The organism is Pseudonocardia sp. NPDC049635 (assembly GCF_040659795.1).
GTDB lineage: Bacteria > Actinomycetota > Actinomycetes > Mycobacteriales > Pseudonocardiaceae > Pseudonocardia.
The window spans coordinates 113,786-137,944 of record NZ_JBFAON010000010.1 but is presented as its reverse complement, the minus strand read 5'-3'; the positions used below and the strand labels follow the sequence as shown (position 1 = coordinate 137,944).

Below are 24,159 nucleotides of genomic sequence, written 5' to 3'. Positions count from 1 at the left end.
CCGGGCCTCACCCCGCCGTGGGCGCCCGGCGGGCTCGGGGACAATGAGGTGCATGACCGCGAGCCCCGCCACCACGTCCGTCCCCGTGGCCGCGTTGGGCGAGGTGAGCCCGAGCCGCGAGGAGTTCCGCGCGCTCGCCCGCGAGCACCGGGTGATCCCGGTCAGCCGCCGGCTGCTCGCCGACGACGAGACCCCGGTCGGGGTCTACCGCAAGCTGGCCCAGGGGGCAGCCGGGACGTTCCTGCTCGAGTCCGCCGAGAACGGGCGGTCCTGGTCGCGCTGGTCGTTCGTCGGGGCCCGCAGCGCCGCCGCGCTGACCGCCGTCGACGGCGAGCTGCGCTGGACCGGTGAGGTCCCGGACGGGCTCCCCACGACCGGTGACCCGCTGGACGCGCTCCGCTCGGTGGTCACCGAGCTGCACTCCGAGCCGCTGCCCGGGTTGCCGCCGCTGACCGGGGGGATGGTCGGCTACCTGGGCTACGACATCGTCCGCCGGGTGGAGCGGATCGCCGACCCGGACGATCCGGCGCTCGACGACCTGCAGCTCCCGGAACTGGTCATGCTGCTGGCCACCGACCTGGCCGCGCTCGACCACCACGAGGGCACGATCACGCTGATCGCGAACGCGATCAACTGGGACGCCACCGACGCCCGGGTCGACCAGGCCTACGACGACGCGGTCGCCCGGCTCGACCGGATGACCGGTGAGCTGGCGGCTCCGGCGGCGAGCACGGTGGCGGTGTACCGGCCCGGTGAGCCGGAGTTCACCCGGCGACGCACGCCGGAGCAGCATCACGCCGCGATCGAGGACGCGAAGGAGCAGATCCGGGCCGGCGAGGCCTTCCAGATCGTGCTGTCCCAGCGGTTCGAGATGCCGTGCCCGGCCGATCCGCTCGAGGTGTACCGGGTGCTGCGGACGACGAACCCGAGCCCGTACATGTACCTGCTGCAGCTGGAGGACGCGTCCGGCGGCGAGCCGTTCTCGATCGTCGGGTCCAGCCCGGAGGCCCTGGTCACGGTGCTCGACGGGCGGGCGACGACGCACCCGATCGCCGGCACCCGCTGGCGCGGGGCCACCGAGGAGGAGGACCGGCAGCTGGAGAAGGACCTGCGCGGCGACGAGAAGGAACGCGCCGAGCACCTCATGCTGGTCGACCTGGGCCGCAACGATCTGGGCCGGGTCTGCGAGCCGGGCACGGTGACCGTCCGGAACTTCTTCGAGATCGAGCGCTACAGCCACGTGATGCACCTGGTGTCGACGGTGACCGGACTGCTGCGCGGGGACCGGACCGCCTTCGACGCCGTTCTCGCCTGTTTCCCCGCGGGGACCCTGTCCGGCGCGCCGAAGGTGCGGGCGATGCAGGTCATCGACCGGCTGGAGCCGACCCGGCGCGGGCAGTACGGCGGCATCGTCGGCTATCTCGACTTCGCGGGCAACGCCGACACCGCGATCGCCATCCGCACCGCGATGATCCGCAGCGGGACGGCGTACGTGCAGGCGGGTGGCGGGATCGTCGCCGACTCGGACCCGGCCGCCGAGGACGCCGAGTGCCTGAACAAGGCCAGGGCGGTGCTCTCGGCCGTCGCGGCCGCGGGCTCGCTGCGGCCGCCCGGGGGCACCCCATGACGGCCGCGCCCGCGGCCCGCGACGACCGCCGCGCACTCGGGACCGTGGTGCTCGGCCTGCTCGCCGGGGCCGCGGCCCTGTGGGGATCCGGTACCGCGCCGTGGTTCACCGTCGACGTGCCCACCGCGACCCGCGGCACGGTCGTGGCGTCGGCGACCGGCGCGCAGCTGCAGCCCGCCGTGACCGCGGTGGCCGCGCTGCTGGTCGCCGCGGTCGCCGCGCTCGTCGCGCTGTCCGGGATCGCCCGCCGCCTGCTGGGGGTGCTCATCGGGCTCGGCGCGGTCGCCGCGGTCGTGCTGACCGTGCGGCTGCTGGCCGTCCCGCCGACCCCGGCCGAGCTGGCCTCCGCGCGCGCCGGCCTGAACACCGGCGGTGCGCCGGAGGGCATCGGTGCGGTGCAGGCGACGCCCTGGCCGTGGCTGGCGGTCGCCGGGGGAGCGGTCGCGATCGTCGTGGCGGCGCTGCTCGTGCTCCGGGAGCGCCGGCTGCCGCGGCTCGGCGCGCGCTACGCCGCACCGGGGGCGAAGCCGCCCGAGACGGACCCGGACCGGGCGGCCTGGGAACGGCTCGACGCGGGCGGCGACCCGACCGTCGGACCTCGTGAGAGCGACAACTAGCATGACGCCGACGACCGGGCGGAGCGCCGGTGGAGGAGGAATCGACGCGGTGGGCCAGAACGAGGACGGCGGGCGCGTGCCGAGCGTACTGGAGTCCATCGTGGACGGGGTCCGCGCGGACCTCGCCGAGCGGGAGCGTGCCGTCGACCTGGCGGAGATCAAGCGCCGGGCCGCCGCGGCCGTGCCGCCGCGGGACGCGATGGCCGCGATGCGCGAGCCGGGCGTCGGGGTGATCGCCGAGGTCAAGCGGGCCAGCCCGTCGAAGGGGGTGCTCGCCGACATCGCGGACCCCGCGGAGCTGGCCGAGGCGTACGCCTCCAACGGCGCCCGGATGATCAGCGTGCTCACCGAGCAGCGCCGGTTCGGCGGATCGCTCGCCGATCTCGACGCGGTCCGCGCCCGGGTGGACGTCCCGGTGCTGCGCAAGGACTTCATCGTGACGCCGTACCAGGTGCACGAGGCCAGGGCGCACGGCGCGGACGTGGTGCTGCTGATCGTCGCGGCGCTGGAGCAGCCGGTGCTCGAGTCGCTGCTCGACCGGGTCGAGTCGCTCGGCATGACCGCTCTGGTCGAGGTGCACACCGAGGAGGAGTGCGACCGCGCGCTGGAGGCCGGGGCGAAGCTGATCGGTGTGAACTCGCGCAACCTGCACACGCTCGAGGTGAACCGCTCGGTCTTCGGCCAGATCGCGCCCGGCCTGCCGTCCCACGTGATCAAGGTGGCCGAGTCCGGGGTCCGCGGCCCGGGCGATCTGCTCACCTACGCCGGATGGGGTGCCGACGCGGTGCTCGTCGGCGAGGGGCTGGTCACCAGCGGTGACCCGGCGGCCGCGGTCCGCGGGCTGGTCGCGGCGGGTTTCCACCCGTCCTGCAGCCGCACCGGAGCCTGAGATGCTGACCGCCGCCCTCGCGTCCATCCCCAGCCCGGACCGCGGGGTGTGGCATCTCGGCCCGATCCCGATCCGGGCGTACGCGCTCTGCATCATCGCCGGTATCGCGGTCGCCCTGTGGTGGGGCGAGCGGAGGCTGGTGGCCCGTGGCGGGCGACCGGGCACCGTGCTCGACGTCGCGGTGTGGGCGGTCCCGTTCGGCCTGCTCGGCGGGCGCCTCTACCACGTCGCCACCGACTGGCACGTCTACTTCGGACCCGGTGGCGACCCCTGGGGCGCGCTGGCGATCTGGAACGGCGGGCTCGGTATCTGGGGTGCGATCGCCCTCGGTGGTGTCGGGGCCTGGATCGGCTGCCGCCGGCACGGCGTGCCACTGCCGGTGTTCGCCGACGCCGTCGCGCCGGGCATCGTGGTGGCGCAGGCGATCGGGCGGCTCGGGAACTGGTTCAACCAGGAGCTCTACGGCGGCCCGACCACGCTGCCGTGGGGCCTGGAGATCTACCGCCGGGTCGATCCGGCGACCGGCCTGGAGGACCCGCTCGCCGGTGTCGCGCTGGACCCGACGCCGATCGCGGTCGTGCACCCGACCTTCCTCTACGAGCTGCTGTGGAATCTCGCCGTCGCGGCGCTCGTCGTGTACGCGGACCGGCGCTTCCGGCTCGGCCACGGCCGTGCGTTCGCCGTCTACGTCGCCGGATACACCTTCGGCCGGTTCTTCATCGAGATGATGCGCACCGACCCGGCCACCCGGGTCCTCGGCGACCTGCGGATCAACGTGGTCGTGTCCGCGGTGCTGTTCGCCGGGGCGATCGCCTACATCGTGCTCGCGCCGAAGGGCCGCGAGGAGTTCTCCCAGGCGGATCCGGAGGAGAGGCCCGCGACCCGGGAGGACGCGTGAACGCCTTCGAGGGCTTCGGTGAGGGCGCCGTCGAGTTCTACGACGGGCTGCTCGCCGACAACTCGAAGGCGTACTGGACCGACCAGCGCGCGATCTACGAGGCGGACGTCCGCGGCCCGATGAACGCGCTGCTCGCCGACCTGGAGCCCGAGTTCGGCCCCGGCAAGGTGTTCCGCCCGCACCGCGACGTCCGGTTCTCGGCCGACAAGACGCCCTACAAGACACACTGCGGCGGTTATGCAGCCCCGTTCTACGTGGAGGTCTCCTCGGAAGGGCTGTTCGCCGCGGGCGGTTACTACCGGATGGCGGCCGACCAGCTCGCCCGGTTCCGGACCGCGGTCGACGACGAGCGCCGCGGCGAGGACCTCCGGGCCCGGCTGATCGCCGCCGAGCGCGACGGCCTGACCCTCGGCGGGGAGACCCTCGCGACCCGCCCGCGCGGCACCGATCCGGCGCACCCACGACTGGACCTGTTGCGGCACAAGGGGATCTTCGTGTTCCGCCGCTGGCCTCCGGACGATGTGCTGCACGGGCCCCGGGCCCGTGACCGGGTTCGGAAGGTCTGGTGCGCCGCGCGACCGGTCACCGAGTGGCTCGACGACCACGTCGGGCCGACGGAGCAGCCGCGCCGCTGAGCGCCGGACGGTCGCTCGGCCCGGACACCACCGGCGGAAAGCCCCCGGGCCGGGCTCCCGGGGTGTGCGTCCGGACGTTTCCGCTCACCTGGTGAGCGGAAACGCGCCGACCGACATTCCCGTCCCGGCCTCGCCGGCTGTCCGGCTCGTCCGCCGGAGCGCCCCCCGTCCGCCGGAGCGCCCCCCCGTCCGCCGGAGCGGCCCGTCCGTGCGCCCGGAGCGCCCGCCCGGGCACTCAGCCGGCTCGTGTCCTGGACCGGTCGAACAGGGCGTACAGGCCGATGCCGAGGACGGCGCCCGCGACGTCGGCGAGCCCGTCCAGCAGGTCCCCGCTGCGGCCCAGCGGCAGCAGCGCCTGCAGCACCTCGGAGGCAGCGGCGTAGACCACCAGACCGGCCAGCAGCGGCCACGCGCGGATGCCCGCCATCCGCCCGGTGACCGCGAGCAGGGCGAACACCGCGAGATGGACGACCTTGTCGGTGCCCGGGGGCGCGGCCGGGACTCCGGCGGCCGGGGTGAACAGCACCACCAGGCTCAGCAGCAGCGCGAGGACGAAGGGCTGGACACGCACCGGCCCAGTCTGCCGGTCGTCCCGGCGGGGCACGCCGACCGGCCCGTTCACCGGCCCGGACACCGTCGGCGCCACGGCCCGCACCGGACACCGACAGGCCGCGTCGAGAGAACCTGATCGTTCCAGAACGGCGCTAGGGTGGGCGCCGTGACACGTCGAACCAAGATCGTCTGCACCATCGGTCCGGCCACCGCGACACCGGACCGGATCCGCGACCTCGTCGACGCCGGGATGGACGTGGCTCGGCTCAACTTCAGCCACGGTGACCGCGAGGACCACAAGCAGGTCTACGACATGGTCCGCGCCGCGGCCGACGCCACCGGTCGTGCGGTGGGGATCCTGGCCGACCTGCAGGGGCCGAAGATCCGCCTCGGCAGGTTCGCCGACGGACCCACCGAGTGGCGCACCGGGGAGGAGGTCCGGATCACCGTCGACGACGTCGCCGGCACCCACGACCGTGTCTCCACCACCTACAAGGGCCTCGCACAGGACGCGAAGGTCGACGACCGGCTGCTGGTCGACGACGGCAAGGTCGGCCTGCGGGTCGTCGCGATCGAGGGCAACGACGTGGTCTGCCGGGTCACCGAGGGCGGCCCCGTCTCGGACAACAAGGGCCTGAACCTGCCGGGGATGAACGTCACCGTGCCCGCGCTGTCGGAGAAGGACATCTCCGACCTGGAGTTCGCGCTCTCGCTGCGGGTCGACGTCGTCGCGCTGTCCTTCGTGCGCAGCCCCGCGGACATCGACCTGGTCCACAAGATCATGGACAACTCCGGCCGCGGCCGGGTCCCGGTGATCGCCAAGCTGGAGAAGCCCGAGGCCGTCGACAACCTGGAGGCCGTCGTCCTGGCCTTCGACGGGATCATGGTCGCCCGCGGCGACCTCGGTGTCGAGCTCCCGCTGCAGAACGTCCCGCTGGTGCAGAAGCGGGCCATCCAGATCGCCCGGGAGAACGCCAAGCCGGTCATCGTCGCCACCCAGATGCTGGACTCGATGATCGCCAACTCGCGCCCGACCCGGGCCGAGGCGTCGGACGTGGCGAACGCGGTGCTCGACGGGACCGACGCGGTGATGCTCTCCGGCGAGACCAGCGTCGGGCGGTACCCGATCAAGACCGTCCGGACGATGGCCGAGATCGTCGAGGCCGTCGAGGCAGGCCCGGCGACGGTGCCACCGCTGAACCACGTGCCGCGGACGAAGCGCGGCGTGCTGTCCTACGCCGCCCGGGACATCGGCGAGCGGCTCTCCGCACGGGCGCTCGTCGCGTTCTCCCAGTCCGGCGACACCGTGCGCCGGCTCGCCCGGTTGCACACCCGGCTGCCGCTGCTCGCCTTCACCCCGGAGCCCGCGGTGCGCAGCCAGCTCGCGATGACCTGGGGGGTCGAGACCTTCCTGGTCGACAAGGTCGACTCCACCGACGCGATGGTCCGCCAGGTCGACCACGCGATCCTGTCCATCGGCCGGTTCAAGCCGGGTGACCTGGTGGTGATCGTGGCCGGTTCGCCGCCCGCCACCGTCGGCTCGACCAACCTGATCCGGGTGCACCGTCTCGGCGAGGACGACCACGCCTGAGGAACCGGCATACTCCGTCCCCGTGAGTGCCGATCCCGGATCCCTGCCCGGACCGACCGCCGTCGACGGTGTCCCGCGTGGCCAGGCCGTGCTCGACGACCTGGTAGCGCTGCTCGACCTGGAACGTCTGGAGGAGAACCTCTTCCGCGGGGTCAGCCCACCGGTCTCGCTGCCCAGGGTGTTCGGCGGTCAGGTGGCGGGGCAGGCGCTCGTCGCGGCCGGCCGCACGGTCCCCGACGACCGCGGGGTGCACTCGCTGCACGCCTACTTCATCCGGCCGGGGGACCCGAGCATCCCGATCGTCTACGAGACCGAGCGGGTGCGCGACGGCCGCTCCTTCACCACCCGGCGGGTGCTGGCCGTGCAGCGTGGTGAGGCGATCTTCGCGCTGTCCGCGTCGTTCCAGCTGGAGCAGCACGGGCTGGTGCACTCCGAGCCGATGCCGGCCGGTGTGCCCGCCCCGGACGAGGTGGACGACCTGGGGGCCCGTGCGCTGCGCGGCGACGGCGGCTGGATGGCCGGCCTGCCCCGGCCGCTGGACATCCGGCTGATCGACGAGCCGCCCGCGTCACACTCCACCGGGCCGACCGAGGAACCGACCCGGCTCTGGCTGCGCGCCGACGGTGAGCTGCCCGACGACCGGCTGCTGCACGTCTGCCTGCTCACCTACGCCAGCGACCTGACGCTGCTCGGCTCCGTCCTCGCCCGCCACGCGAAGCCCACCGGTGAGGTGCAGATGGCCAGCCTGGACCACGCCATGTGGTTCCACGAGCCGTTCCGGGCCGACGAGTGGCTGCTCTACGAGTGCTACTCACCCGCCGCCTCGGGCGGCCGGGGACTGGCCAGGGGGCGGTTCTTCACCGAGGACGGCCGGATGGTCGCGACCACCATGCAGGAGGGCCTGGTCCGGGTCCGGGGCCCGAGGGGACAGTGATGATCACCGAGGCGGACGTGTCGGTCCCCAGCGTCAACGGCGGGCGGCTGCCCGGGTTCCTGGCCCGGCCGGAGGGCGGCGACACGCCCGGGCCGGCCCTGGTGATGATCTACGAGATGCTCGGGATGACCCCGGAGATGCGCCGGATCGCCCGGGACCTCGCCCGTGAGGGCTACACCGTGCTGATCCCCGACCTGTTCGCGCGTGGCCGGGTCAAGCCGCTGTGCGTGGCCTCCACGATGACGACGATGGCGACCGGCCGGGGCGCCGCGCTGGGTGAGTGCGAGTCGGCCCGGCGCTGGCTCGCCGGTCAACCCACCGTGGACGCCGACCGGATCGGCGTCATCGGGTTCTGCATGGGCGGCGGGTTCGCGCTGCTGCTGTCGGGTACCGGGCTGTACCGGGTCGCCGTGCCGTTCTACGGCCGCACCGCCGCCCGGGTGGAGCCGCTGTGCCCGGTGGTGGCCAGCTTCGGCGGCCGCGACCTGGAGTTCGCCGACGGCTATCCGCAGCGGTTGGCGGCCGATCTCGCCGAGCGCGGGATCCCGCACGACGTGAAGGTCTATCCCGAGGCCGGCCACTCCTTCATGACCCGGACACCGGGTGTCACCGGGTCGCTCGCCGCACGGACGCCGATGCACCTGGAGTACCACGAGCCGTCCGCGACGGACGCGACCGCGCGGGTGCTGGCCTTCCTGGGCGAGCACCTGTGACGCGGCCCCGGTGGTGCGGGCAGGATGGGCCGGGTGAGTGAGAGCCAGCAGCAGGACCGCGCCTGGGGGTTCCGCACCCGGGCCGTGCACGCCGGGACGGTGCCGGACGGGGCGACCGGTTCGCGGGCCGTCCCGATCCACCAGACCACCAGCTACGTCTTCCGGGACACCGACGACGCGGCGTCGCTGTTCGCGCTGCAGAAGTACGGCCTGATCTACTCCCGGATCGCGAACCCGACCGTCTCCGCGCTGGAGGAACGCCTCGCCAGCCTGGAGGGCGGCATCGGTGCGGTGTGCACGGCCAGCGGCCAGTCCGCCGAGTTCCTGACCTTCGCGGCGCTCGCCGGTGCGGGGGACCACGTCGTCGCCGCGGCCGGGTTGTACGGCGGGACGATCACCCAGCTCGACGTGACGCTGCGCCGGTTCGGTGTGGACACGACCTTCGTCCCGGGCACCGACCCGGCCGACTACGCCGCCGCGATCCGGCCGCAGACCAAGCTCGTGTTCGCCGAGGTCGTCTCCAACCCCGGTGGTGAGGTGGCCGACATCACCGGGCTGGCGCAGGTCGCGCACGCCGCCGGGCTGCCGCTGATCGTCGACGCGACGCTGGCCACGCCCTACCTGTGCCGGCCGATCGAGCACGGCGCCGACATCGTCATCCACTCGGTCACGAAGTTCCTCGGCGGGCACGGCACCACCCTCGGCGGTGTCGTCGTGGAGGCGGGCACGTTCGACTGGGGCAACGGCAACTTCCCCGGGATGACCGAGCCGGTCCCGTCCTACGGTGGGCTGACCTGGTGGGGCAACTTCCAGGAGCTCGGTTTCCTGACCAAGCTGCGCGCCGAGCAGCTGCGTGACGTCGGTGCGACGCTGTCGGCGCACTCGGCGTTCCTGCTGCTGCAGGGGGTCGAGACGCTGCCGCAGCGGATGGCGGCGCACGTCGCGAACGCGCAGCGGGTCGCCGAGTGGCTGGAGGCCGATCCGCGGGTGTCCTACGTCACCTACCCGGGCCTGGCATCGCACCCGCACCACGGGCGGGCCGCGCGCTACCTGCCGGACGGGCCCGGCGCGGTGTTCTCCTTCGGGGTCGCCGCACCGGCCGGGGGCACGCAGGGGAGCCGGGCCGCCGGTGCCCGGTTCATCGAGGCGGTGCAGCTGTGCAGCCATCTCGCCAACGTCGGCGACGCCCGCACGCTGGTGCTGCACCCGGCGTCGACGACCCACCAGCAGCTCACCCCGCAGCAGCTGGAGCAGGCCGGGGTGCCGGGGGACATGATCCGCATCTCGGTCGGCCTGGAGGATCCCGAGGACATCCTCTGGGACCTCGACCAGGCCCTCACCGCGGCGATCAAGGAGACCACGTGAGCTCGGAGCCGACCTGGGAGAACCCGCCCGCCGTCCGGCGACAGCAGATCCTGCACGAGACCCGCACGGTCGCGGTCGTCGGTGCCTCGGCCAACCCGGCGCGGGCGAGCAACTTCGTCGCGACCTATCTGCTCGCCTCCACCGGGTACGAGGTCCACTTCGTGAACCCGAACGCGACCGAGATCCTCGGCAGGCCGGTGCATCGCTCGCTGGCCGAGCTACCGGTCGTCCCGGACCTGGTCGACGTGTTCCGCAGGCCCGCCGACCTGGCGGGCGTGCTGGACGAGGTGCTGGCCCTCGACCCGCTCCCGCGCACCTTCTGGTTGCAGTTCGGCCTGTTCGACGCCGATCTCGCCCGCCGGGCTGAGGCGGCCGGGCTGGAGGTGGTGATGGACCGCTGCCTCAAGGTCGAGCACGCCCGGTTCGCCGGTGGGCTGCACCTCGCCGGGTTCAACACCGGGGTGATCAGCTCCCGGCGCCGGGGCTGACCGGGCCCGGCCCGGCCCGGCGGCCGTAGGTGAGCGTGCGCAGCAGGGTCTCGGCCGGTCCACGCCGGCCTGCCCGTCCTGACGCGGCCGCGACCAGCACCGTCACCGACCACACCCCGATCCCGCACAGGGTGGCCGCCCACACCGGCAGCCCCGCGCCGAGGCCCAGCGTCCACGCCGGGAACAGGGCGACGAACGCGACCGACTGGGCGAGGTAGGCCGACAGCGACCGCTGCCCGGTGGCCAGCAGCGCCGTGCCCAGCGGCCCCGGCCCGCCCCGCCCGGCCCAGCGGGCCGCGACGAGCCCGGCGGCGGCCGCGTACCCGATCCCGGCGGCGTATCCGGACAACGCCTGGATCGGCCCGGCCAGCAGGCCCCCGAGCGTGCCCGGCTCCCACACCCCGGCCGCGACCAGGGCGAGCGGCAGCCCGCCCAGGAGCCCGGCCGTGATCCCCGCGGTGGCGGCGCCGGCCAGCTTCCGGCGGTACCGGACCGGGTCGTCCCACCACCCGGCGCGGGCCAGCAGGACCCCGATCGCGACCGCTCCGGCGAGCGCGAGCGCGTTGATCGGCAGGAACCCGAAGAGCCATTCGCCGAACCGGGCGGAGAGCGCCGCCGCGGCCGAGTCGGTGACGTTCGACGGGGTGCCCGACGCGACGTCGGCGCTCGTCGTCGCGACCGGCAGGTAGAGCAGGCAGCTGACCGCGATCGTCGCGGCGGCGGTGGCCGCCAGCGCGGCCGTGCTGCCGCGCACCAGCAGCCCGGCGAGCACCATCGCCAGCAGCCCGTACGCGGCGACGATGTCGCCGGACCACAGCAGGATCGCGTGCGCCGCCCCGATCCCGAACAGCGCGGCACCCCGGCGGCGGACCAGAGCGACGACCGGGGCGCCGGCGGGCCGCCCGGGCTCGGTCCGGCGCCGCGCCAGCATCGCGATCCCGTAGCCGAACAGCATGCCGAACAGCGGGTAGGCGCGGCCGTCGACCACCATCAGCTGCACGGCGGCGAGCACGGCGTCCGCGCCGGCCAGGTCCTGCGGGTAGCCGCGCACCCCGATCCCGCGGTCGTGCACGAAGGTGTGGGCGTTCGCCACCGCGATCAGCAGCAGCGCCGCCCCGCGGGCCAGGTCCGGGGCCGCGGAACGCCTCGACACCGGGAGTGCACGCACCGCGCGGACGCTACCGGGTGTGGTTCCGGCCACCTGGAGCGCTCCGGTGTGCTCCCCGTCGCGGCGATCCGGGGCGCACCGGGCTAGGGTCCGGCACGTGTCTGCTACCCCAGTTACCGTCACCGTCACCGGAGCCGCTGGCCAGATCGGTTACGCGCTGCTCTTCCGGATCGCCTCCGGGCAGCTACTGGGGTCCGACACCCCGGTGAAGCTGAACCTGCTGGAGATCCCGCAGGCCGTCAAGGCCGCCGAGGGCACCGCCATGGAGCTCGACGACTGCGCCTTCCGGCTGCTGCGCGGCATCGACATCTACGACGACGCGAAGGCCGCCTTCGACGGCGCCAACGTCGCCCTGCTGGTGGGCGCCCGCCCGCGTACCAAGGGCATGGAGCGGGGCGACCTGCTCGAGGCCAACGGCGGGATCTTCGGCCCGCAGGGCAAGGCCATCAACGACGGCGCCGCCGACGACATCCGTGTCCTGGCCGTCGGCAACCCGGCCAACACCAACGCCCTGATCGCCCAGGCCGCCGCACCGGACGTCCCGGCCGAGCGGTTCACCGCGATGACCCGCCTGGACCACAACCGTGCGCTGGCCCAGCTCGCGAAGAAGCTCGGGGTCGAGCTCGACGAGATCCGCAAGCTCACGATCTGGGGCAACCACTCGGCCACCCAGTACCCGGACCTGTTCCACGCCGAGGTCGGCGGCAAGATCGCCGCCGAGCAGGTCGAGCGGGACTGGCTGGAGAACGAGTTCATCCCGACCGTCGCCAAGCGCGGTGCCGCGATCATCGAGGCCCGGGGCGCGTCCTCGGCGGCGTCGGCCGCGAACGCCGCCATCGACCACGTCTACGACTGGGTCAACGGCACCCCGGCCGGCGACTGGACCTCCGCAGCGATCCCCTCGGACGGCTCCTACGGCGTCCCGGAGGGGCTGATCTCCTCGTTCCCGGTCACCTCCGAGAACGGCGAGTGGAAGATCGTCCAGGGCCTGGAGATCGACGAGTTCTCCCGCGCGAAGATCGACGCGAGCGTCGCCGAGCTCGGCGAGGAGCGCGACGCGGTGCGCAAGCTCGGCCTGCTCTGACCCGTCCGGCCCGGGACCTCCGTTCGCCCCGGCCCGCACCCGCTGCAGCAGGTGCGGACCGGGGCGCTCTGGTGTGCGGCTCAGCCGATCCGGTCGCCGGTCGCCCCGTCGAACAGGTGGGTGCGGGCCGGGTCGGGGACCAGGTGCAGCGTCTCGCCCGGCGCGGGCGGGGTGCGCGGGTCCACCCGCACGACCAGCGGCGTGTCCGAGCCGGTGAGGGTCCCGTAGACGTAGGCGTCCGCGCCCAGTTCCTCGACGACGCCGACGGTGACCGCCAGACCGTCCTCGCCCGAGGAGGTGGGGGCCAGGTGCTCCGGGCGCACTCCGACGGTCACGGTCGGACCGGGGACCGATCGCGGCAGCGGGATCCGGACCCCGCCGAGCGACACCGCGTCCCCGTCCACCGGCGCGGTCACCAGGTTCATCGCCGGTGAGCCGACGAACCCGGCGACGAAGGCGTTCGCCGGGCGGTCGTAGAGCTCGCGGGGTGCCGCACACTGTTGCAGCACGCCGCGATCGAGCACCGCCACCCGGTCGCCCATCGTCATCGCCTCCACCTGGTCGTGGGTGACGTAGACGGTGGTGACGCCGAGCCTGCGCTGCAGCCCGGCGATCTGCGTACGCGTGGACACCCGCAGCTTGGCGTCCAGGTTGGACAACGGCTCGTCCATGCAGAACACCGCGGGCTCGCGGACGATGGCCCGGCCCATCGCGACCCGCTGCCGCTGCCCGCCGGACAGCGCCCGCGGCTTGCGGTCCAGCAGCGGGACCAGATCCAGGATCTCCGCGGCCTGCCGTACCCGCCGGTCGATCTCGGCGCGCGGCCGGCCGGCGTTGGTGAGCGCGAAGCCCATGTTCGCGGCGACCGTCATGTGCGGGTACAGCGCGTAGTTCTGGAACACCATCGCGATGTCGCGGTCCTTCGGGCGGACGTCGGTCACGTCGCGGTCACCGATCCGGATCGCGCCGTCGTCGACGTCCTCCAGGCCGGCGAGCATCCGCAGCGAGGTCGACTTGCCGCAGCCCGAGGGGCCCACGAGCACCAGGAACTCGCCGTCGGCGATCTCCAGGTCGAGCGCGTCGACCGCCGGGGCCGGGGCGCCGGGGTAGATCCGGGTCGCCGACGCGAAGGTGACCGCGGCCATCAGATGTTCGGCTCGACGTCGGCGGCGTAGATGCCTTCCAGCGTGCCCTTGAGGGCGGTCAGCTCGGTCTGCACGTCGGCCCGCTGGTTCAGGATGTTCGCGCAGGTCCGGGCGATCTCCTGGTCGGCACCGGGGAAGAAGGCGCGGGCCCGGTCCTGGGTGCGGGTCACCTCCAGCTGGTCGATCGCGACCTGCCGCAGCGGCGACTCCGCCAGCAGCGACGAGACGTCCGAGGAGTTGCGGATCGGCAGGTAGCCGGTCGCCTGCGACAGCAGCACCGCGTTCTCCGGTGAGGTGAGGAACTTGACGAAGGTGGCCGCCGCGAGCTGGCGCTCCGGTTCGATCCCGGCCGGGATGCCGAGCCCGGCGCCGCCGGTCGGGCAGACCGGGCCGTCGACCGGGCCGGCCGGCAGGAAGCCGGCGCCCAGCTCGAAGTCGGCAGCATTGAGGATGGTGACCAGGCTGCCGGTGGAACCGACGGTGGCCGACGCCGCCCCGGCCGCGAGGTCGGTGGTGCTCTCGGTCCCGGCGACGCCGGCCCACCCGCCGGTGTAGACGGCGTCGGCGAGGAACCCGATCGCGCGGACCGCCTCCGGGGAGTCGCAGGTGACGGTCCAGTCCTCGCTGAACGCACCTCCCTCGCCCCAGAGGTTGTTCTGGAAGGTCCAGCCCGCGTAGTCGGCCAGTGCCGGCAGCTGGAACGCCTTCTGCACCCCCGTTCCGGCGGCCTGCAGCCGCGGCCCCCATTCGCCGAACTCGGCCCAGGTCTCCGGGGCGCGATCGGGGAGTCCGGCGGCGGCCCAGTGCGCCTTGTTGTAGTAGAACAGCGGCGTCGAGCGGGCCCACGGGAGCGCCCAGAGCTGGCCGTCGTAGCGGTAGTCCTCGATCAGCTGCTGGCGGTAGTCGGCGGTGTCGATGCCGACGGCAGAGATCAGCGGGTCCATCGGCACGATGGAGCGCTGCATGTAGTAGCGGAACCACCAGACGTCGGAGAGCACCACCAGGTCGGGCAGCGTGCCACCGGCCTGCGCGGTCTGGAAGCGCTGCGCGATCTCCTCGTAGTTGCTGCCCGCGGTCACCAGGTTGACCCGGATGTCCGGGTTCTCCTGGTGGAACGCTTCGATGATCTGCCGGGACACCGCCTCGGAACCGCCCGGGTTGTTCGACCACCAGGTGATCTCGCTCGCCGGCTGCACCCCGGAGTAGTCGATCTCCGCGGCGGCGCCACCGGCGTCGTCGGAGGTGGAGGGGCCACCACAGGCGGCAAGCGCGGCGGCGGCACCGGCGATGCCGGCGAACTTCAGGAAGCCGCGCCGGTCGACGGACAGGTTCATGACGGGTGTCCTCTCGGATGGATGTGTGGTGCGGGGAGCGGGTGCGCTCAGTCCTTGACGGCGCCCTGGGTCAGACCGGCGATCACGTACCGTTGCAGGGCGACGAAGACGATCAGTACGGGGATGATCACGGCGACCGATCCGGCCATCAGCTGGCCGTACGCGGCGGCCTTGTTGTCCACGTTGGCGAGCAGGGTGAGGCCGACCGGGAGCGTCATCATGTCCGGCTGGGAGATGATCACCAGCGGCCAGAGGTAGTCGTTCCACTCGGAGACGATCGTGATCAGCGCGACGGTGGCCACGGTGGGCGCCGACACCGGCAGCACCACCCGGGTCAGCCGCCGCCAGTGCCCGGCACCGTCCAGCTCGGCGGCCTCGGTCAGGCTCGGCGGGATCGTCCGGAAGTGCTGACGGAGCAGGAACGTCCCGAACGCGGTCCCGAGGCCCGGGACGATGATCCCCCAGTAGGTGTCCGCCCCGCCCAGCGAGGTGATCAGCGTGTAGTTCGGCAGCAGCGCGACCTGCGGCGGAACCATTAGGGTCACCAGCAGCCCGGCGAAGATGATGTTCTTGCCGGGGAACCGGACGTAGACCAGCCCGTAGGCGGTGCACACGGCCAGCACCACCTTGATCACGGCGCCGACCACGGTGACCAGCACCGAGTTGGCGAACACCCGGGCGAAGGGCAGCCGCTCGGCCGCGGTCGCGTAGTTCTCCCAGGTCGGGTCGACGGGCAGCAGGGTCGGGGTCTGTGTGATGATCTCCGGCAACGGCTTGACCGAGGTCAGGATCATCCACAGCAGCGGGAAGACCACGACCAGCACGGCCAGTACCAGCGGGACGTAGGCCGAGAGCACGGCGTCGAGCAGGCTGCGCGCGGACAGCGCCTCGCGGGCCGTTCTCCGGGGTGTCGTGCGGGTGCTCATGCGTAGTGCACCCGCCGTTCCATCCAGCGCAGCTGCACCAGGGTGAACACGACCAGCAGCACGAACAGCACCGTCGACACGGCCGCGGAGTAACCGGCCCGGTTGTAGGAGCCGAAGGCCTGCAGGTACGCCTCGTAGATCAGGGTGGTGGTGCCGTTGCCCAGCGGGGTCATGATCCGGATCAGGTCGAACGCCTGCAGCGAGTTCAGCACGCTGGTGACCAGCAGGAAGAACGTCGTCGGTGACAGCAGCGGCAGCACCACCCGGACGAACGACCGGATCGGGCCGGCGCCGTCGAGCGCGGCGGCCTCCAGCAGGTCGCGCGGGATCGACTGCAGCCCGGCCAGGTAGATGACGGCCGCGTAGCCCATGTTCTTCCAGACGTAGACCACGCAGATCATGACCAGCGAGAGCGTGGGGTCGTTGAAGAAGTCCGGTGCGGTCCCGCCGAACCCGCGCAGCACCGCCCCCAGCACGCCGATCGTCGGGTCGAACACGAACAGCCACACCAGGCCGACACCGACCCCGGACAGCACGTAGGGGGAGAACACCGCGGCCCGGGCGATCCCGGTGCCGGGCACCCGCCGGTTCAGCGCCAGCGCGATCAGCAGACCGAGCACCATCGAGCCGCCGACGGTCACCACGGTGAACACCAGCGTGGTCCAGAGGATCCCCCAGGACGCCGGCGAGGTGAAGAACCGCACGTAGTTGTCGATCCCGGCCCAGCTCGCGCTGGGGGAGCCGAGGGTCCAGTCCAGCATCGAGTACCGGAGGTTCTCGATCACCGGGCGGTAGGCGAAGACGATGATCAGCGCGACGTTCGGCAGCACCAGGGCGAGGAAGACCCAGAAGTCGTGCCGGTCACGCGCGGTGAACCGGCGCCGGCGCCGCCCGGGTGGTCGCTCCCGGACGGGCACGTCGGGGCGGGTGGCGGTAGACGTCATCGGACCTCGAGGGAGCAGGGGGACACGGTGGTGGACCGCGCCCTTGCGACCCCGCAGACCCTCGCAGCCCGGGCTGACGCGGACGTGGAGAGATACCCACGATCAGGTGAACGGCAAGCAGCTTGCGGTGTAGCGGAGCTGCGTCCGAACGCGTCAGCATGTCGCTTCGTTCCCGGTCGGCCGAGGCGGCCGCCGGAGCCGGGTCAGACCGTGACGCGGCAGATCGCGAACGCCTCCGCCGGAACGGTGAACGAATCGTTCTCGCTCCGCGTCGGCTCCGAGGCGAGCAGGATCCGGGTGATGGTCGCGCCGAGCGAGAGCGTCACCGGTTCCGGGCCCAGGTTGACCACCACCCGCATCGCGCCGCGGTTCACCACCAGCGTCCTGGCCTGCGCGTGCACGTCGACGCCGACCGAGTCCAGCCACGGGTCGGACAGTTCCGGCCAGGTCTTGCGCAACGCGATCAGCTCGCGGTGCATCCGCAGCAGGGTGGCGTGCGGCTCCTGCTCGGGCTCGCTCCAGTCCAGCTTCGAGTCGGTGAACGTCGACTCGGCGTTCGGGTCCGGCACCTCGGCCGCGGCGTCCCAGCCGTGCTCGGCGAACTCCCTGCGACGGCCGTCACGGACCGCCTGCTGCAGGCCGGGATCGGGGAAACGGGAGAAGAACTGCCACGGCGTGCGCGCACCCCACTCCTCGCCCATGAACAGCATCGGGGTGAAGGCGGAGGTGAACAGCAGCGCCGCACCGCAGGCCAGCAGCCCGGGGGACAGGGTGTGGGTCAACCGGTCCCCGGCCGCCCGGTTGCCGATCTGGTCGTGGTTCTGCAGGTAGGTGACCAGCCGGCTGCCCGGGACGCGGGCGGTGTCGATCGGTGCGCCGTGGCTGCGCCCGCGGAACGACGACCACGTGCCCTCGTGCAGGAAGCCGCGGGCGAGCACGTGGGCCAGCCCGTCCAGGCCGGCGTCGGCGAAGTCGCCGTAGTAGCCCTGGCGATCCCCGGTGAGCACGCAGTGCAGGCTGTGGTGGACGTCGTCGGCCCACTGGGCGTGCAGGCCGTAACCGCCGCCCTCCCGTGCGGTGATCATCCGCGGGTCGTTGAGGTCGGACTCGGCGATCAGCGACAGCGGCCGCCCGACGTGCGCCTCCAGCGCGGTCACCTCGACGGCCAGCTGCTCCAGGACGTGCTGGGCGCGGGTGTCGCGCAGCGCGTGCACCGCGTCGATCCGCAGCCCGTCGACGTGGAAGTCGCGCAGCCACATCAGCGCGTTGTCGATCACGTAGCGGCGTACCTCGTCGGAGCCGGGACCGTCCAGGTTGAGCGAGGGGCCCCAGATGTTCGATCCGGCGAAGTAGGGGCCGAAGCGGTCCAGGTAGGCCCCGGACGGGCCGAGGTGGTTGTAGACGACGTCGAGGACCACGCCGAGGCCGCGGGCGTGACAGGCGTCGACGAACCGCTTGAAGGCGTCCGGGCCGCCGTAGTTCTCGGTGACGGCGTACCAGCCGACGCCGTCGTAACCCCAGTTCACCGGGCCGTCGACGGCGTTCACCGGCAGGACCTCGACCAGGTCGATCCCGAGCGAGACCAGGTGGTCGAGCCGGGAGATCGCCGAGTCGAACGTGCCGTCGTCGGTGAACGTGCCGATGTGGCACTCGTAGAGCACCGACCCGGCCAGCGCCCGCCCGGTCCAGCGGTCGTCGGTCCACCAGAACGTGTCGTGCTCGACGACCCGGGAGCGCCCGTGCACCCCGGCAGGCTGCCAGGCGGATCGTGGGTCGGGCAGCGGCTGTGACCACCCGCCCGCACCGTCGTCGACGACGAACGCGTAGTCCGTGCCGTGTCCGTGGTCGGGCAGGTCGACGCGCCACCAGCCGCCCGGGGCCGGAGCCATGGCGATCTGCTCGTCGCCGATCACGACGCTGACGCGGCTTCTGTCGGGGGCCCACACGGCGAACTCCGTCACCCCCTGATCCTCGCGCACCGGTCGGCGCGTCCGCGCGCCCGGGATCACGTGGGACATTTCACCCGGGCCCAGTAGCCTGCCCCGATGAGCGACCCGGACACCGGTGACGACACCGACCAGTACGCACAGCTGCAGCCGGGGGACACCCTGGACGACGGCGACCTCACCGACGTCCTCGACGAGGGCTACTCGCCCCCGGACCGGCCGTGGAACTCCCGTGAACACGAGTCCCTCGACGAGCGTCTCGCCGACGAGGTACCCGACCCGTGGAACGTCGAGGACCCGGCCCGGGCGGGCGCGCGCGGCGGCACCGACCTCGACGACGCGACCGGGGAGAGCCTCGGCGACAGCACCGACACCGACGGGGAACTGCGCGACGCCGAGGTCGGCCGCCGGCGCGCCGGCCGGCTCACCGTCGACGACGGCACCTTCGACGGTTCCGGTGGCGGGACCAAGGACCTGACCGCCGGTGACGCCGGCATCGACGGCGCGGGGGCCTCCGCCGAGGAGGCCGCGGTGCACGTGGTCGACGACGAACGGCCCTGATCCCCGGCGCCCGGGCCGGGGACCGGGCCGGTCAGGCCGGGCGGACCAGCAGGGCCACCGGGTAGCGGCTCAGCAGGTCCCCGAGCCGCGGCGCGGCGCTGCCGACCGGTCGGTTCCCGATCATGTCGTGCCAGTCGTCGAACCCGCCGGGCAGCGGCAGGGTCGTGTCCGCCCATCCGCCGCGGCGCTCGAGCCCTTCGGGCAGCCGGGTCGCGACGGCCACCAGCGCGCCGCCGCCGCGGGAGAACGCGACGGCGTGCCCGGCCGCCGGGCCCTGCGCCGGCAGCGGGCCGTACCCGGTGAACAGCTCCGGCCGGTACCGGCGCAGCCGCGCCGCGGCGGCCGTGACCAGCAGTTTCGCCGCACCGTCGGCGTCCACCGGTGGCTGCCAGCCGGCGTCGATCCGCTCCAGGAGCCGCTCCCGGGCGGCGAAGTCGACCGGGCGCCGGTTGTCCGGGTCGACCAGCGAGTACTCGAACAGCTCGGTGCCCTGGTAGACGTCGGGGACCCCGGGGCCGGCGAGCTGGAGCAGCTTCTGGCCCAGCGAGTTCGACCAGCCGGGCCCGGCGATCCCGGAGACGAACGCCTCGATCTCCTCGACCAGCTCGATGTCGGCGAGCACCGCCGCAGGCCAGTCGGCGATCGCGGCGTCGACCTGGGCGACCGCGTCGACGTGCGAGGTGACGAGCTTCGCCTCCTTCGCGGCCTTGCCCAGGTAGGCGGCGAGCCGGTCGGCCGGGATCGGCCACGCGCCGACCAGCGACTGCCAGGCCAGCAGCTCCAGCGACCGGTCCGGCAACGGATGGCGCACCGACCAGCGGCGGACCCGCTCCGCCCAGTCGGCGGGGCGCTCGGCGAGCACGGCGAGCCGGGCCCGGACGTCCTCGGAACGCTTCGTGTCGTGGGTGGACAGTGTGGTCATGGTGCGCGACCGGCCGGCCTCCCGGTGCGCCATCCCGGCGTGGAACTCGCGCACGGAGACACCGAAGCGGGCCGGATCACCGCCGACCTCGTTCAGTGCGACGAGCCGGTTGTACCGGTAGAACGCGGTGTCCTCGACGCCCTTCGCGGTGACCATGCCGGAGGTCTGCTGCAGCCGGGTCGCGTACTCCGAACCGGGATCGCCCACCAGGCCGCGGTAGAGCCCGGTGAGCAGCGGACCGAGCTCGGGTCGCCGGGTGCGGGCGACCGAGACGGCGACGTCGGCCGCCGCCCGGCCCTCGGCGATCCGCGGGGTCAGGTACGAGCGGTACACGGGGAACCCGCAGAGCAGCTCGGCGACGGCGTCGTGCAGGTCGGTGGCCGTCACGGAGGTCAGGTCGACACCGGTGAGCCCGGCGTCGGCACCGGGGCCGGCCCGGAACGCGTCGGCGATCCGCCGTACCTCGGCGAGGAGGATCTGCTCGACGACCAGGTGCCTGCCGTCGTCCTCGACGGCGTGCGCCGAGCGCTTCTCCCCGGTGTGCTCGGCGGCGAACTGGGTGAGCAGCCCGGCGCCGTCCGGGTCGACGAACACCCCGCACACCTCGCGCAGCGCCTCGTAGCCGGTGGTGCCGTCGACCGGCCAGGACGCCGGGAGGTCCTCACCCACGCCGAGGATCTTCTCCACCAGCAGCCACTTCCACGGGCCGATCTCCGAGCGGAGCCGCCGCAGGTAGCCGCCGGGGTCGGACAGCCCGTCCGGGTGGTCGACCCGCAGCCCGACGATCGTGTCGTGCTCGCGGATCAGCCGCAGCACCGTCGCGTGGGTGTCGGCGAAGACCTGCGGGTCCTCGACCCGGACCGCGGCGAGATCGGAGACGTCGAAGAACCGCCGGTAGGTCAGCTCGGCGGCGCCGCGCCGCCAGGAGACGAGCCGGTAGTGCTGCCGCTCGTGCACCTGCTGGGCGGTGCCCTCGCCGGTGCCGGGCGCGATCGGGAACCGGTGCTCGAAGTAGTGCAGCTCCGGGCTCGGGCCGTCGACCACGGTGAGCTTCTCCAGCGCGCCCTGCTCGTCGGCGTCGAGCACCGGCAGCAGCAGCGGCCCGGCACCCCAGTCGATGTCGAAGTGGCCGGCCCACCGCGACGCGGGCCCGTGCGTGAGCACGTCCCACCACCAGGGGTTCTCGGCGGGCGTCGCGACGCCCACGTGGTTGGGCACGATGTCGAGCAGGAGCGTCAGGCCGCGCTCGCGCAGCGTGTCGAGCAGCGCGCGCAACCCGTCCTCCCCACCGCGCTCGGCGGACACCCTGGTCGGGTCCACGACGTCGTAGCCGTGGTCGGAGCCGGTGCCCGACGCGAGCAGCGGTGACGCGTACAGCGCGCCGACACCGAGCCGGTCCAGATACCCGGTCAGTGCCCTGGCGTCGCTGAACGTGTGGCGGTGGGAGAACTGCAGCCGGTAGGTGGAACCCGGAAGGCGGTTCATGCTGGTGCGCCTCAGCCCTTCGATCGCAGGACGAGCAGGGAACGGGCGGGCAGGGTCAGTACCGAGCCCGCGGAGACCGGGTCGACGTCGGTCCCGTTGTGACCGGCGCCGGCCGGCGGACGGACCTCGCCCGAGTGGGTGTCGACGACGGTCTCCCAGGCCGAGCCGAACTCGGCGGGCGGCAGCGTCGCGTCGATGTCCTCCCAGTAGGAGTTGAAGCAGAGCAGGAACGAGTCGTCGGTGATCCGCTGCCCGCGCTGGTCGACGTCGGCGATCTGCTCGCCGTTGAGGAACACGATGACGGCGCGGCCGAGCTCGTTGTCCCAGTCCTCCTCGCGCATCTCCCGCCCGGCCGGGGTGAACCAGCCGATGTCGGCGACGGCGTCCTCGGCCGACGAGCGGCCGATCGGCTTGCCCGCGAAGAACCGGCGCCGCCGGAACAACGGGTGGGCGTGGCGCAGCGCGGCCACCCCGGAGACGAAGGTGACCAGGTCGTCGTGCTTGTCGCCGAGCTCCCAGTCCTGCCAGGAGATCTCGTTGTCCTGGCAGTAGACGTTGTTGTTGCCCTGCTGGGTGCGGCCCAGCTCGTCGCCGTGCAGCAGCATCGGCGTCCCCTGCGAGAGCAGCAGGGTGGCGAGGAAGTTGCGCTGCTGGCGGGCGCGCAGCGCGAGCACGGCCTCGTCGTCGGTGGGGCCCTCGACGCCGCAGTTCCAGGACCGGTTGTGGCTCTCGCCGTCGTTGCCGCCCTCGCCGTTGGCCTCGTTGTGCTTCTCGTTGTAGGAGACGAGATCGGCGAGGGTGAACCCGTCGTGCGCGGTCACGAAGTTGATCGATGCGTAGGGCCGCCGGCCGTCGGCCTGGTAGAGGTCGGAGCTGCCGGTGATGCGCGAGGCGAACTCGCCCAGGGTGCCCGCCTCGCCGCGCCAGAAGTCGCGGACGGTGTCGCGGTACTTGCCGTTCCACTCGGTCCACAGCGGCGGGAAGTTCCCGACCTGGTAGCCGCCGGGCCCGACGTCCCACGGCTCGGCGATCAGCTTGACCTGCGAGATCACCGGATCCTGCTGGACCAGGTCGAAGAAGGTCGACAGTCGGTCCACGTCGTAGAACTCGCGGGCCAGGGTGGAGGCGAGGTCGAAGCGGAACCCGTCGACGTGCATCTCGGTCACCCAGTACCGCAACGAGTCCATGATCAGCTGCAGGGTGTGCGGGTTGCGCACGTTGAGCGAGTTGCCGGTGCCGGTGTAGTCCATGTAGTAGCGCGGGTCGTCGTCGACCAGCCGGTAGTAGGCATGGTTGTCGATGCCCCGCATGGACAGCGTCGGGCCCATGTCCGAGCCCTCGGCGGTGTGGTTGTAGACGACGTCGAGGATCACCTCGATGCCCGCGTCGTGCAGGTCGCGCACCATGGCCTTGAACTCGGGCACCTGGGACCCGGTGCGGGCGGCGCCGCTGGCGTAGTCGTGATGGGGCGCGAGGAACCCGATGGTGTTGTAGCCCCAGTAGTTCGACAGGCCCTTCTCCTGCAGGTGGTGGTCCTGCACGAACTGGTGCACCGGCATGAGCTCGACCGCGGTCACCCCCAGTCGCTTGTAGTGCTCGATCATCGCCGGATGGGCGATGCCGGAGTAGGTGCCGCGCAGCTCCGGCTCGACCTCGGGGTGCAGCACCGTCAGCCCGCGGACGTGGGCCTCGTAGACGACGGTCTCGTTGTAGGGGATCTTCGGCGGGCGGTCCGAGCCCCAGTCGAAGTAGGGGTTCACCACGACCGACTTCGGCACGAACGGCGCGGAGTCGGTGTCGTTGCGCGAGTCGGGATCGCCGAAGTTGTAGCCGAACACCGCCTCGTCCCAGTCCACCGGACCGTCGAGGGCCTTGGCGTACGGGTCGATGAGCAGCTTGTTGGGGTTGCAGCGCAGGCCCTGTACCGGGTCGTAGGGGCCGTGCACCCGGTAGCCGTAGCGCCTGCCGGGCTCGACCCCGGGGAGGTAGCCGTGCCAGACGAAGCCGTCCACCTCACTCAGCCGCACGCGGGTCTCGGCCAGCCCGCCGGGCGCGTCCGGGTCGGGATCGAACAGGCAGAGCTCGACCGCCTCGGCAGCTTCGGAGAACAGGGCGAAGTTGGTGCCGGTGCCGTCGTAACTGGCGCCCAGCGGGTAGGCGTGCCCGGGCCAGGGCTGCATGCTGCGGTCCTTTCCTCGCGCCCGGCCGACGGCCGTGCAGGCGCTCAAACCTATCGGGGCGGGCACTGCTGCCACAGAGACGCGTCGGTCGTTCGTGACCGCCGGACGCGTGTGCCACAGCACACCTCGCGGGCCGGCACCGCTCACGGACCGGA

Annotated in this window: 21 protein-coding genes; 12 read left to right on the top strand and 9 right to left on the bottom strand. The window is 72.8% G+C overall.

The features are described from left to right. Positions 1 to 52: 52 nt before the first annotated feature. The 5 genes from AB0J24_RS14860 to AB0J24_RS14840 all read left to right on the top strand — a co-directional run bounded on the left by AB0J24_RS14860 (position 53) and on the right by AB0J24_RS14840 (position 4,666). Entirely contained in the window at positions 53 to 1,627 is a 1,575-nt protein-coding gene (locus AB0J24_RS14860) for an anthranilate synthase component I (RefSeq protein WP_358680928.1), read from the top strand. Further along, on the top strand, positions 1,624 to 2,244 hold the full coding sequence (locus tag AB0J24_RS14855; RefSeq protein WP_358680926.1) for a Trp biosynthesis-associated membrane protein: 621 nt from the start codon (positions 1,624 to 1,626) through the stop codon (positions 2,242 to 2,244). The genes AB0J24_RS14860 and AB0J24_RS14855 overlap by 4 nt, the downstream gene beginning before the upstream one ends. Before the next feature lie 76 nt (positions 2,245 to 2,320). Then, the gene (gene trpC / locus AB0J24_RS14850) at positions 2,321 to 3,133 is read left to right on the top strand and encodes an indole-3-glycerol phosphate synthase TrpC (protein WP_358681082.1); all 813 of its coding nucleotides are present in this window, start codon (positions 2,321 to 2,323) and stop codon (positions 3,131 to 3,133) included. A gap of 1 nt (position 3,134) precedes the next feature. Next, a complete protein-coding gene (lgt, locus tag AB0J24_RS14845; protein ID WP_358680924.1) occupies positions 3,135 to 4,031 on the top strand; it encodes a prolipoprotein diacylglyceryl transferase in 897 nt (298 codons plus the stop codon). Beyond that, on the top strand, positions 4,028 to 4,666 hold the full coding sequence (locus AB0J24_RS14840; protein ID WP_358680922.1) for a DUF2461 domain-containing protein: 639 nt from the start codon (positions 4,028 to 4,030) through the stop codon (positions 4,664 to 4,666). Before lgt ends, AB0J24_RS14840 begins: the two co-directional genes overlap by 4 nt. A 235-nt stretch (positions 4,667 to 4,901) precedes the next feature. On the opposite strand, the gene AB0J24_RS14835 is transcribed toward AB0J24_RS14840, so the two are convergent. Next, entirely contained in the window at positions 4,902 to 5,237 is a 336-nt protein-coding gene (locus AB0J24_RS14835; protein WP_358680920.1) for a VanZ family protein, read from the bottom strand. A 147-nt stretch (positions 5,238 to 5,384) separates the two neighbouring features. On the opposite strand from AB0J24_RS14835, the gene pyk reads away from it, so the two are divergent. Genes pyk through AB0J24_RS14810 form a run of 5 tightly spaced genes read left to right on the top strand, consistent with a single transcriptional unit; the run spans position 5,385 to position 10,309 of the window. Then, positions 5,385 to 6,809, top strand: a complete 1,425-nt coding sequence (gene pyk, locus AB0J24_RS14830; protein ID WP_358680917.1) for a pyruvate kinase — start codon at positions 5,385 to 5,387, stop codon at positions 6,807 to 6,809. Between the two features lie 22 nt (positions 6,810 to 6,831). Beyond that, positions 6,832 to 7,743 (top strand): acyl-CoA thioesterase II, encoded by a 912-nt coding sequence (locus AB0J24_RS14825; protein WP_358680914.1) that lies wholly within the window; start codon positions 6,832 to 6,834, stop codon positions 7,741 to 7,743. Continuing rightward, positions 7,743 to 8,456 (top strand): dienelactone hydrolase family protein, encoded by a 714-nt coding sequence (locus AB0J24_RS14820; protein WP_358680911.1) that lies wholly within the window; start codon positions 7,743 to 7,745, stop codon positions 8,454 to 8,456. Before AB0J24_RS14825 ends, AB0J24_RS14820 begins: the two co-directional genes overlap by 1 nt. Positions 8,457 to 8,480: 24 nt before the next feature. After that, the gene (locus AB0J24_RS14815) at positions 8,481 to 9,821 is read left to right on the top strand and encodes an O-acetylhomoserine aminocarboxypropyltransferase/cysteine synthase family protein (protein WP_358680908.1); all 1,341 of its coding nucleotides are present in this window, start codon (positions 8,481 to 8,483) and stop codon (positions 9,819 to 9,821) included. Then, on the top strand, positions 9,818 to 10,309 hold the full coding sequence (locus tag AB0J24_RS14810) for a CoA-binding protein (RefSeq protein ID WP_358680906.1): 492 nt from the start codon (positions 9,818 to 9,820) through the stop codon (positions 10,307 to 10,309). Before AB0J24_RS14815 ends, AB0J24_RS14810 begins: the two co-directional genes overlap by 4 nt. Here AB0J24_RS14810 and AB0J24_RS14805 read toward each other — a convergent pair. Next, a complete protein-coding gene (locus AB0J24_RS14805) occupies positions 10,287 to 11,477 on the bottom strand; it encodes a DUF418 domain-containing protein (RefSeq protein ID WP_358680904.1) in 1,191 nt (396 codons plus the stop codon). The genes AB0J24_RS14810 and AB0J24_RS14805 overlap by 23 nt on opposite strands. Before the next feature lie 97 nt (positions 11,478 to 11,574). Between AB0J24_RS14805 and AB0J24_RS14800 the strand changes: the two genes are divergently transcribed. Further along, on the top strand, positions 11,575 to 12,561 hold the full coding sequence (locus tag AB0J24_RS14800) for a malate dehydrogenase (protein ID WP_358680901.1): 987 nt from the start codon (positions 11,575 to 11,577) through the stop codon (positions 12,559 to 12,561). A gap of 80 nt (positions 12,562 to 12,641) precedes the next feature. Here the strand turns inward: AB0J24_RS14800 and ugpC are convergent, their stop codons facing one another. The 5 genes from ugpC to treZ all read right to left on the bottom strand — a co-directional run bounded on the left by ugpC (position 12,642) and on the right by treZ (position 18,871). Then, entirely contained in the window at positions 12,642 to 13,706 is a 1,065-nt protein-coding gene (gene ugpC / locus AB0J24_RS14795) for a sn-glycerol-3-phosphate ABC transporter ATP-binding protein UgpC (RefSeq protein ID WP_358680898.1), read from the bottom strand. After that, positions 13,706 to 15,040 (bottom strand): ABC transporter substrate-binding protein, encoded by a 1,335-nt coding sequence (locus AB0J24_RS14790; RefSeq protein ID WP_358680895.1) that lies wholly within the window; start codon positions 15,038 to 15,040, stop codon positions 13,706 to 13,708. The genes ugpC and AB0J24_RS14790 overlap by 1 nt, the downstream gene beginning before the upstream one ends. 47 nt (positions 15,041 to 15,087) lie before the next feature. After that, positions 15,088 to 15,966, bottom strand: a complete 879-nt coding sequence (locus tag AB0J24_RS14785; protein WP_358680892.1) for a carbohydrate ABC transporter permease — start codon at positions 15,964 to 15,966, stop codon at positions 15,088 to 15,090. Next, the gene (locus AB0J24_RS14780) at positions 15,963 to 16,910 is read right to left on the bottom strand and encodes a sugar ABC transporter permease (protein WP_358680889.1); all 948 of its coding nucleotides are present in this window, start codon (positions 16,908 to 16,910) and stop codon (positions 15,963 to 15,965) included. The genes AB0J24_RS14785 and AB0J24_RS14780 overlap by 4 nt, the downstream gene beginning before the upstream one ends. 203 nt (positions 16,911 to 17,113) lie before the next feature. Continuing rightward, the gene (treZ, locus tag AB0J24_RS14775; protein WP_358680886.1) at positions 17,114 to 18,871 is read right to left on the bottom strand and encodes a malto-oligosyltrehalose trehalohydrolase; all 1,758 of its coding nucleotides are present in this window, start codon (positions 18,869 to 18,871) and stop codon (positions 17,114 to 17,116) included. A gap of 84 nt (positions 18,872 to 18,955) precedes the next feature. On the opposite strand from treZ, the gene AB0J24_RS14770 reads away from it, so the two are divergent. After that, positions 18,956 to 19,417, top strand: a complete 462-nt coding sequence (locus AB0J24_RS14770; protein ID WP_358680883.1) for a DUF5709 domain-containing protein — start codon at positions 18,956 to 18,958, stop codon at positions 19,415 to 19,417. Positions 19,418 to 19,448: 31 nt separating this feature from the next. On the opposite strand, the gene treY is transcribed toward AB0J24_RS14770, so the two are convergent. Next, positions 19,449 to 21,824 carry a malto-oligosyltrehalose synthase gene (gene treY, locus AB0J24_RS14765; RefSeq protein WP_358680880.1) on the bottom strand — a complete coding sequence of 792 codons (2,376 nt, stop codon included), beginning with the start codon at positions 21,822 to 21,824 and terminating at the stop codon, positions 19,449 to 19,451. 11 nt (positions 21,825 to 21,835) lie between these two features. Next, complete coding sequence (gene glgX / locus AB0J24_RS14760; protein ID WP_358680877.1) at positions 21,836 to 24,004, bottom strand: glycogen debranching protein GlgX; 2,169 nt, start codon at positions 24,002 to 24,004, stop codon at positions 21,836 to 21,838. Positions 24,005 to 24,159 lie beyond the last annotated feature (155 nt).